We start from the raw sequence: 10339 nt of genomic DNA, 5'->3' as shown, positions 1-10339 counted from the left end.
GCCGCGCTCCTAAGGGAGTCGCGGCGTTCTTATAGGGCTCAAAAGCAGTATCGCTTCCTGTCAGGCATTTCTATTCGCCCAGGAATGCGGCTAGAAACGGCGCGTTAAACCCACGCGCTCTTAACGACTAGATCGCCTTCACCCGCAATTCCTTCGGCATGGAAAACGTGATGTTCTCCGGTCGGCCATCCAGTTCGGTCTCCCCTTCAGCGCCCCAGGCGCGCAGTTGTTCCACCACGCCGCGTACCAATACCTCAGGCGCGGAAGCGCCTGCGGTGATGCCGACGCCTTTGGCATCGGCGAACCATTCGGAGCGCATGTCTTCCGCACCATCGATCAGATAGGCCGGGGTGCCCATGCGCTCGGCCAGTTCGCGCAGGCGGTTGGAGTTGGAGCTGTTAGGGCTGCCGACTACCAGCAGGACATCGCATTCGCTGGCGAGCTGTTTGACCGCATCCTGGCGGTTCTGCGTGGCGTAGCAGATGTCGTCCTTGCGCGGGCCACCGATAGCAGGAAACTTCGTTCGCAGCGCGTCGATCACCTTGCTGGTATCGTCCATCGACAGCGTGGTCTGAGTCACGAACGCCAGGTTTTCGGGGTCACGCACCTGCAACTCGGCGACATCCGCTTCGTCTTCGACCAGGTAGATGGCGCCGCCGTTGCTGGCGTCGTACTGGCCCATGGTGCCCTCCACTTCCGGGTGGCCCTCGTGACCGATGAGGATGCACTCACGCCCTTCGCGGCTGTAACGCACGACCTCCATGTGTACCTTGGTCACCAAAGGACAGGTCGCGTCGAAGACCTTCAGGCCACGGCGCGCGGCCTCATCGCGTACGGCCTTGGAGACGCCGTGGGCACTGAAGATGACAATGACGTCGTCCGGCACCTGATCCAGCTCTTCGACGAACACGGCGCCACGGGCACGCAAGTCCTCGACCACGAACTTGTTGTGCACCACTTCATGGCGCACGTAGATGGGCGGGCCGAATACTTCCAGGGCGCGGTTGACGATCTCGATAGCGCGGTCAACGCCGGCGCAGAAGCCGCGGGGATTGGCGAGTTTGATATACATGCTGGCTGTCTCGGTATTGATCGGGGATCGCAAAGACATGCTGAGTCGATCCCGAAAGATACAGCCTGCGCGGGATCAGTGCAGGCTGCAAGAAGAGCTCGCGGCTAAAGCCGCTCCTACAGGGTCAGCACTACTGGTTAGAGCGCTTTGACCTCGATGATTTCCACGTCGAACTGCAGCACCTTACCGGCCAACGGATGATTGAAGTCGATGGTCACCTGCTTGTCGTCGAAGGCTTTGACCACACCCGGCAACTCGGTGTTGGCGGCATCGTTGAAGATCACCAGCAGCCCCTCGGAAAGCTCCATGTCCTCGAACTGGCTACGCGGCATGATCTGCACGTTCTGCGGGTTAGGCTGGCCGAAGCCCTGCTCCGGCTGCACCTGCACACTGCGCTTGTCACCCGCCTTGAAACCATACAACGCTTGCTCGAAACCCGGCAGCAGGTTGCCGTCACCGACCTTGAAGGTCGCCGGCTGCTTATCGAAGGTGCTGTCGACCACGTCGCCGCTTTCCAGCTTGAGGGCGAAGTGCAGGGTCACTTCCCGATCCGGGCCAATGCGTACATCTGTCATTGCGTAGCCTCCTTCGCCGACTTGTCGCTCTTGAACATATCCAGTGCCAGCAGGATGGCACCGATGGTGATGAAGGTGTCGGCCAGGTTGAACGCCGGGAAGTACCAGCGGTTCTGCCAGTGCACCAGGATGAAATCGACCACGTGGCCCAGCACCACGCGGTCATACAGGTTGCCCAGCGCGCCGCCCAGCACCATGGTCAGCGCCACAGCCAGCAAGGTCTCGTTGCGCTTGAGGCGCTTGAGCCAAACCACCAGCACGACGCTGACGACGACGGCGATACCGGCGAAGAACCAGCGCTGCCAGCCGGCAGCGTCGGCCAGGAAGCTGAACGCCGCACCGGTGTTGTAGGCCAGCGTCCAGCTGAAGTAGTCCGGAATGACCACGATCTGCTGGTACATGCTCAGGCTGCCCTCGAAGAAATCCTTGGTCAGCCGGTCGCCGATCAGAATCAGCACGCTGAGCAGCAGCCAGGGCAGTTTGCCGAAACGGGCGTCAGGCATGCTTGCGCACCTCACCTTCGCCTTCAATGTTGCTCACGCAACGGCTGCAGAGTTCCGGATGCTCGGCGTGGCTACCGACGTCGGCGCGCAGGTGCCAGCAACGGCCACACTTGGCGTGCACGGACTTGACGATCTTCAGCTTCAGCCCCGGCACCTCGGTGACGACGGCATCGGCCGGCGCATCCGCCAACGGCGCGGTGGCAGCGGCCGAGGTGATCAGCGCGAAGCGCAGCTCGTCGCCGAGCTTGGCCAGATCGCCGCTCAAGGTGTCATCACTGAACAGGGTGACTTCAGCCTGCAGGCTGGCGCCGATGGCCTTGCTTGCGCGCATGGCTTCCAGCTCCTTGTTGACCGCGCCCTTGACCGCCATGACGCGCTCCCAATAGGCGTTGTCCAGCTCGAATCCTTGCGGCAGACGCGCCAGGTTCTCGTACCAGGTGGCCAACATCACCGACTCGGCGCGCTCACCCGGCAGGAACTGCCAGATTTCCTCGGCGGTGAACGCCAGGATCGGCGCCACCCAGCGCACCAGCGCCTCGCAGATGTGGAACAACGCGCTCTGGCAGGAGCGACGCGCCACGCTGTCGGCCGCCGTGGTGTACTGACGATCCTTGATGATGTCCAGGTAGAAGCCACCCAGTTCCTGCACGCAGAAGTTGTGCACCTTGGAGTAGACGTTCCAGAAGCGGTATTCGCTGTAGGCCTCGGTCAGCTCGTCCTGCAGGCGCGCGGTGGCATCCACCGCCCAGCGATCGAGATCGAGCATCTGCTCGGGCTGCAGCAGATCCTTGGCCGGGTCGAAACCATTGAGGTTGGCCAGCATGAAACGTGCGGTGTTGCGGATGCGGCGGTAGGCATCGGCGCTGCGCTGCAGGATCTGGTCGGAGACGGCCATCTCGCCGGAATAGTCGGTCGAGGCCACCCACAGGCGCAGGATGTCGGCGCCCATGCTATCGATCACCTTCTGCGGCGCGACCACGTTGCCGAGCGACTTGGACTGCTTGCGGCCCTGCTCGTCGACGGTGAAACCGTGGGTCAGCAGTTCCTTGTACGGCGCGTGGCCGTCGATGGCGCAGCCGGTCAGCAGCGAGGAATGGAACCAGCCACGGTGCTGGTCGGAGCCTTCCAGGTAGAGGTCGGCAACCGGGCCTTGAGCATGCGCCAGCTCGGCGTGGGAGCCACGCAGCACGTGCCAATGCGTGGTACCGGAGTCGAACCACACGTCCAGGGTGTCGCGGCTCTTGTCGTACTGATCGGCCTCGACGCCCAGCAGCTCGGTGGCATCGAGCTTGAACCAGGCCTCGATGCCCTCCTGCTCGACGCGCTTGGCGACCTCTTCCATCAGTTCGACGGTGCGCGGGTGCAGCTCGCCGCTTTCCTTGTGAGTGAAGAACGGGATCGGCACGCCCCAGTTGCGCTGACGCGAGATGCACCAGTCCGGACGGCCGGCGATCATGCTGTGCAGACGCGCCTGGCCCCAGGCCGGGACGAACTTGGTCTGCTCGATGGCCGCCAGGGAGCGCTCACGCAGGGTGCCGCCTTCCTTCGGCTGGCTGTCCATGCCGACGAACCACTGCGCGGTGGCGCGGTAGATCAGCGGCGTCTTGTGGCGCCAGCAATGCATGTAGCTGTGGCTGATGGTCTCGTGCTTGAGCAGCGCGCCGACCTCTTCGAGCTTGGCAACGATGGCCGAGTTGGCCTTCCAGATGAACTGGCCGCCGAAGAACGGCAACGAGTCGACGTACACACCGTTGCTCTGCACCGGGTTAAGGATCTCGTCGTTGCTCATGCCGTAGCGCTTGCAGCTATGGAAGTCGTCCTCACCATAGGCCGGCGCCGAGTGAACGATGCCGGTGCCAGCACCCAGCTCGACGTAGTCGGCCAGGTACAGCGGCGACAGGCGGTCATAGAACGGATGACGGAAGTTGATCAGCTCCAGCGCCGCGCCCGGCGCGGTGGCGACCACCTGCCCTTGCAGGTCGTAGCGTTTCATGCAGCTTTCGACCATTTCCTCGGCCAGCAGCAGCAGGCGATCACCCACGTCCACCAGCGCGTAGGTGAACTCGGGATGCACGTTCAACGCCTGGTTGGCCGGAATGGTCCAGGGCGTGGTGGTCCAGATGACGATGGCCGTCGGCTTGCTCAGGCTGGCCAGGCCGAAGGCGGCGGCCAGCTTGTCGGCGTCCGCGACCGGGAAGGCCACGTCGATGGCTTCGGATTTCTTGTCCTGGTACTCGACCTCGGCCTCGGCCAGCGCCGAGCCGCAGTCAAAGCAGAAGTTGACCGGCTTGAGGCCCTTGAACACGAAACCGTTCTTGACCATTTCCGCCAGCGCGCGGATCTCACCGGCCTCGTTGGCGAAGTTCATGGTCAGGTAGGGGTTTTCCCAGTCGCCCAGCACACCGAGGCGGATGAAGTTGGCCTTCTGCTCCTCGACCTGCTCGGCGGCATAGGTACGACAGCGTTCACGAGTCAGATCCGCCGGCTGGTTCTTGCCGAAGGTAGTCTCGACCTTGTGCTCGATCGGCAGGCCATGGCAGTCCCAGCCCGGTACGTACGGCGCGTCGAAGCCGGCCATGGTCTTGGAGCGGGTGATGATGTCCTTGAGAATCTTGTTCAGCGCATGACCGATGTGAATGCTGCCGTTGGCATAGGGCGGGCCGTCGTGCAGGACGAACTTCGGCCGACTTTCGCCAATCTTGCGCAGCTTGCTATACAGACCAATCTCGTTCCAGCGCTGCAGGGTCTGCGGCTCGCGTTGCGGCAGGCCGGCCTTCATCGGGAACTGGGTATCGGGCAGGTTCAGCGTGGCTTTGTAGTCGGTCATTTCGGGCTCTTCATCAGCGGGTGGCTCTGCCAATATTCACGGGCAGCGGCGATATCGGCGGCAATCGCCGCCTTCAAGGCCTCCAGCGAGGCGAAACGCTGCTCATCACGCAGCTTGTGGTGGAAAGCCACCGAGAGACGCCGGCCATAGAGGTCGCCGGCAAAATCCAGAAGGTGCACTTCCAGATGGGCGCTGCCGTCACCGGCAACGCTGGGACGCACGCCAATATTGGCGACGCCTGGTTGAATCACGCCATCGATTACGCAGCTCACCAGATAAACCCCGGTCAACGGCACCTTGCGCCGCTTGAGCTGGATGTTGGCGGTGGGCGCATTGAGCTGACGACCCAGCTTCTGCCCATGCAGCACACGCCCGGCGATGCGAAACGGCCGGCCCAACAGGGCTTCGGCCAGCTCGAAATCGCCAGCGGTCAATGCCTCGCGCACCCGGGTGCTGCTGACACGGCCACCGAGCACCTCGATGGTGGTCGAGGCCTCGACACTGAAGCCATGGCGCTGGCCAGCCGCCTGGAGAAATTCGAAATCGCCGGCGCGGTCGCAGCCGAAGCGAAAATCGTCGCCGATTTCCAGATCCTTCACCCGCAGCCCATCGACCAGCACACGCTGGACGAACTCGGCCGCAGACAACTCGCGTAGACGGCGATTGAAGGCCAGGCACAGCACCAGATCGACGCCTTCTGCCGCCAACAAGGCGAGCTTGTCGCGTAGCCGGGTCAGACGCGCCGGTGCTGTATCCGGGCCGAAGAACTCGCGCGGCTGCGGCTCGAAGATCACCACGCAGCTGGGCACGGCCAACTCGGCGGCACGCTCGCGCAGACGCGCCAGGATGGCCTGGTGCCCACGGTGAACGCCGTCGAAATTACCGATGGTGACCACACAGCCCCCTTCGGGCGGCTGCAGATTATGAAGACCTCGAACCAGCTGCATACACAGGCTTCTTGTTCACAAAGTGGCCGATTATACGCACAGCGCGCCGCGCACAACAGGCATCACAGCGCCTTGCGGGCAAAGTCGCGCGGGCGGAAACCCAGCAGCAGGAGCATGCCGAAATAAGCGACCAGGCCGACCGCCACCAACGCGCCGAGGCGTAGCAGACGCACCAGCATCTCACCCTCGCCCCAGGCCGGCATGAAGTGGAGCATGCCCAGCAGCGCCGCGACCATCACCACCACCGCGACCACCAGCTTTGCCAGGAACAGCCCCCACCCCGGCAAAGGCCGGAAGATATCAGCACGGCGCAGCTGCCAGTACAGCAGGCCAGCATTGAGGCAGGCCGCCAGGCTGATCGACAGCGCCAGCCCAACATGCGCCAGCTCCAGACCGAAGACAAACCAGGCGTTCATCGCCTGAGTCGCAAACAGGCTGACGATGGCGATGCGCACAGGCGTCTTGATGTTCTGCTGAGCGTAGAACCCCGGCGCGAGGATCTTGATCAGGATCAGCGCCAACAGGCCGACCGCGTAGGCCACCAACGCCCGCTGGGTCATCAGCGCATCTTCAGCGCCGAACTTGCCGTACTGGAACAGCGATACCACCAAAGGCTCGGCCAGAATCGCCAGCGCCAGGGTGCAGGGCAGCACCAGCAAAAAGCACAGACGCAGCCCCCAGTCGAGCAAGCGGCAGTATTCGTCACGGTTCTGGCTGGCGTAGGTCTTGGACAGCGCTGGCAGCAGGATGGTCCCAAGGGCCACGCCGAGCACGCCGGAAGGCAGCTCCATCAGGCGGTCGGCGTAGTACATCCAGGACACCGAACCGGCGACTAGGAAGGAGGCGAAAATGGTGTTGATGATCAGCGAAATCTGGCTTACCGAGACGCCGAAGATCGCCGGCCCCATCTGCTTGAGCACCCGCCATACGCCGCTATCGCGCAGGTTCAGGCGTGGCAGCACGAGCATGCCAATGCGCTTGAGGTGCGGCAGTTGCCAGAGCAGTTGGGCCAGGCCACCGACCAGCACCGCCCAGCCCAGCGCCATGATCGGTGGGTCGAAATAAGGCGCGAGGAACAGCGCGAAGATGATCATGCTGACGTTGAGCAACGTCGGCACGAAGGCCGGCACGGAGAAGCGATTCCAGGTATTGAGGATCGCCCCAGCCAGCGAGGATAGCGAGATCAGCAATATATAAGGAAAGGTCACCCGCAACAGGTCGGCGGTGAGATCGAAGCGTTCGGCATCATCGGCAAAGCCGGGCGCCGTGGCCCAGACGATCCAGGGCGCAGCCAGCACACCCAAGGCGGTGACCAGCGCCAGCACCAGGGTCAGCAAACCGCTGACATAGGCGACAAAGGTACGCGCCGCCTCCTCGCCCTGCTGCATCTTGTATTCGGCCAGGATCGGCACGAATGCCTGGGAAAACGCCCCCTCGGCAAAGATACGGCGCAGCAGGTTGGGCAACTTGAAGGCGACCACGAAGGCATCAGACGCCACGCCAGCGCCGAAGGTACGGGCGATGATGGTGTCGCGCACGAACCCCAGCACGCGTGAAAGCATGGTCAGGGAGCTGACGGCGGCCAGGGATTTGAGCAAATTCATGAAGGTTGGGCTATTCCGGACGGTCGCGAACGTGGACAATCCCCCGCTCGCAAAAGCGTCGAGTGTATCGAGCCACCGCTGGTCAGGCCAGCGGCGAAAAGTGCCCGCGGACTTGACAGCCGATAGTCATGTCGGCATGATTCGCGGCCTTAATTTGTGTAAACCCCCCAGTTTTCGAGGAGCTTGACGGTGGCCAACTCACCTTCTGCCAAAAAACGCGCCAAACAGGCTGAGAAGCGCCGTAGCCATAACGCCAGCCTGCGCTCGATGGTTCGTACTTACATCAAGAACGTCGTCAAGGCCATTGCTGCCAAAGACCACGAGCTTGCCAAGACTGCCTACACCGCTGCCGTTCCGGTCATCGACCGCATGGCTGACAAAGGCATCATCCACAAGAACAAAGCCGCTCGTCACAAGAGCCGCCTGAACGCGCACATCAAAGCGCTGGGCGAAGCTGCTGCCGCCTAAGCCGCGCGCAGGTTCTTGAAAAACCGGCCCCAGTGGCCGGTTTTTTATTGCCTGCAATCTACGCACGGAAAAATGCCCGCGCTCTTGCGATACGCGGGCATCGATACAGCCGGCGTGCGTCAGCCGCGCGCGGCCTTGATCACCTCGATGTACGGCTCGGCATTGCGCTGATCCTGAATCAGGGCAATGAAGTCATGACCCTGAGCATCGCACGCCGAGAGGTCATAACCGGCCTCGACGAAGAAACCGACGAAGCGCTCGAAGTCGTCGATGCGCAGGCCGCGATAGGCCTTGATCAGTTTGTGCAGGGACGGTGGCGTGGCATCGGCCGGTTCCACGCCGAGGAACAGCTTGATCGAGTCATCGCTGATCTCTTCGCCGATCACCTGCTTCTTGTCTTTACGCATCGCCCACTCCGCCATCTGTAGAAAGGGGCGCAAGTGTAACGCTGCCACCGGCCACGCTCAACGCGCAGCCGCCAACGCTGATACGGCGTGCTGCAACCACCACAGCCGACCCAGATCAATACCACGCGCACCGACGGCGCCCCTATAATGGCGGCCAGCCGACCGGGAGCCGCCATGTCACGCCTGTCATTGCCGTTGTTTGCCGCCTGGCGCCAGACCCTGCGCGCCGGTTATTCCTGGAAAGCTCTGCGCGGCGACCTGAGCGCCGGACTGACGGTCGGCATCATCGCCATTCCGCTGGCCATGGCCCTGGCCATCGCCGTCGGCGCCGCCCCGCAGCATGGCCTGTACACGGTACTGATCGCCGCGCCGCTGATCGCCCTGTTCGGCGGCTCGCGCTTCAATATTTCCGGCCCCACCGCAGCATTCGTCGTGATCCTGCTACCGATCACCCAGCAATACGGCCTCGGCGGCCTGTTGCTGTGCACCTTGATGGCCGGCCTCATTCTCATCAGCCTGGGCCTGCTGCGCGCCGGACGCCTGATCGAATTCGTGCCCTACCCCGTCACGCTGGGTTTCACCGCCGGTATCGGCGTCGTCATCGCCGTCCTGCAGATCAAGGATTTGCTCGGACTGACCCTGCCCGGCAGCGCACAACACCTGACCGAGACACTGGTGCTGCTGGTGCGCGGCCTGCCTAGCCTGAGCCTCGGCGACAGCCTGGTGGCGCTGTGCACGCTGACCACCCTGCTGGTATGGCCACGACTGGTGCCGCGGATACCGGCCCACCTGATTGCTCTGACGCTCGGCGCCCTGCTGGCGTTGGCGCTGGAACATTTCGGCTTGCATGTGGCGACCCTCGGCGAGCGTTTCAGCTACAGCCTCGACGGCATCGAGCATCCCGGCATTCCGCCATTCCTGCCGACCCTGGCACTGCCCTGGAATCTGCCGGGCGCCGATGGTCAGCCCTTGCAGCTGTCATTCGAACTGATCCGCCAGTTGCTCGCCCCGGCATTCGCCATCGCCATGCTCGGCGCCATCGAATCACTGCTGTGCGCCGTGGTGGCGGATGGCATGACCGGCAGCAAGCACGATCCGAACGCCGAGCTGATCGGCCAGGGCCTGGGCAACCTGCTCGCCCCGCTGTTCGGTGGCATCACCGCCACTGCCGCCATTGCCCGCACCGCCGCCAACGTACGCGCCGGCGCGTTCTCGCCGCTGGCTGCGATCGTCCATGCCGGCGTGGTACTCGCCGCCATCCTGCTGCTCGCGCCGCTGTTCAGCTACCTGCCAATGGCCGCCCTGGCGGCGCTGCTATTGATGGTGGCGTGGAACATGAGCGAGCCCAAACACGTACTGCATACTCTGCGCATCGCACCACGCGGCGACGTGCTGGTGCTGCTTACCTGCCTGGTGCTGACGGTCGTGTTCGACATGGTGCTGGCCGTCGCCGTGGGCCTGCTGCTGGCAGCCGGCCTGTTCATCAAGCGCATGAGCGAACTGACCGACACCGCCGCACTGGATCGCCAGCAACGCCAGGCATTGCGCGATCTACCGGAAGCGGTGCTGGCCTATACCATTCGCGGCCCGCTGTTCTTCGGTGCAGCGGAAAAGGCGCTGAGCGTGCTGCGCCGCTTCAGCACGGGCGTTCGGGTGGTGATCGTCGACATCAGCGCCGTGCCCTTGCTGGACATGACGGCCATCGCCGCGCTGGACAACGTGCTGCGCGACTATCGCCAGCAAGGCATCGCTCTGATCCTCAGTGGCCCCAGTGCACAGGTACGGCTGCAACTGCGCCACGCCGGCATTCACCGGCGAGCCGGGCAACTGGCTTACGTGCGTGATCTGCCGCAGGCGCGGGAGAAAGCCCTGCGCTGGCTGGATAGCACCGTGAAGCTATCCGAGTCGGGCGCGTGAGCCGCTAACGCCCGAGGCT

General features: G+C 63.5%; 9 protein-coding genes. 2 read left to right on the top strand and 7 right to left on the bottom strand.

Features of this window, described 5'->3' with window-relative positions; translation table 11 throughout:
• Positions 1-127: 127 nt before the first annotated feature.
• The 6 genes from ispH to murJ form a co-directional block, all read right to left on the bottom strand.
• A complete protein-coding gene (ispH, locus tag ACODS1_RS10355) occupies positions 128-1072 on the bottom strand; it encodes a 4-hydroxy-3-methylbut-2-enyl diphosphate reductase (RefSeq protein ID WP_489085579.1) in 945 nt (314 codons plus the stop codon).
• 137 nt (positions 1073-1209) lie between these two features.
• Positions 1210-1647: an FKBP-type peptidyl-prolyl cis-trans isomerase gene (locus ACODS1_RS10350; RefSeq protein ID WP_322980428.1), complete on the bottom strand. Its 438-nt coding sequence runs from the start codon at positions 1645-1647 to the stop codon at positions 1210-1212.
• Entirely contained in the window at positions 1644-2150 is a 507-nt protein-coding gene (lspA, locus tag ACODS1_RS10345) for a signal peptidase II (protein WP_489085578.1), read from the bottom strand. The genes ACODS1_RS10350 and lspA overlap by 4 nt, the downstream gene beginning before the upstream one ends.
• Positions 2143-4977 (bottom strand): isoleucine--tRNA ligase, encoded by a 2835-nt coding sequence (gene ileS, locus ACODS1_RS10340; protein ID WP_489085577.1) that lies wholly within the window; start codon positions 4975-4977, stop codon positions 2143-2145. Before ileS ends, lspA begins: the two co-directional genes overlap by 8 nt.
• Positions 4974-5924, bottom strand: a complete 951-nt coding sequence (ribF, locus tag ACODS1_RS10335; protein ID WP_489085576.1) for a bifunctional riboflavin kinase/FAD synthetase — start codon at positions 5922-5924, stop codon at positions 4974-4976. Before ribF ends, ileS begins: the two co-directional genes overlap by 4 nt.
• 62 nt (positions 5925-5986) lie before the next feature.
• Positions 5987-7528: a murein biosynthesis integral membrane protein MurJ gene (gene murJ / locus ACODS1_RS10330; protein ID WP_489085575.1), complete on the bottom strand. Its 1542-nt coding sequence runs from the start codon at positions 7526-7528 to the stop codon at positions 5987-5989.
• Positions 7529-7717: 189 nt separating this feature from the next.
• Between murJ and rpsT the strand changes: the two genes are divergently transcribed.
• A complete protein-coding gene (gene rpsT / locus ACODS1_RS10325; protein ID WP_322980612.1) occupies positions 7718-7996 on the top strand; it encodes a 30S ribosomal protein S20 in 279 nt (92 codons plus the stop codon).
• 119 nt (positions 7997-8115) lie between these two features.
• On the opposite strand, the gene ACODS1_RS10320 is transcribed toward rpsT, so the two are convergent.
• Positions 8116-8403, bottom strand: a complete 288-nt coding sequence (locus ACODS1_RS10320) for a PA4642 family protein (RefSeq protein WP_489085574.1) — start codon at positions 8401-8403, stop codon at positions 8116-8118.
• A gap of 174 nt (positions 8404-8577) precedes the next feature.
• On the opposite strand from ACODS1_RS10320, the gene dauA reads away from it, so the two are divergent.
• Positions 8578-10320 carry a C4-dicarboxylic acid transporter DauA gene (dauA, locus tag ACODS1_RS10315; RefSeq protein ID WP_489085573.1) on the top strand — a complete coding sequence of 581 codons (1743 nt, stop codon included), beginning with the start codon at positions 8578-8580 and terminating at the stop codon, positions 10318-10320.
• The last annotated feature ends 19 nt before the right edge of the window (positions 10321-10339 follow it).

The organism is Pseudomonas sp. FG29, from assembly GCF_057809355.1.
Note: the sequence above shows the minus strand (reverse complement) of the source record. Positions and strands in the feature narration are given on the sequence as shown.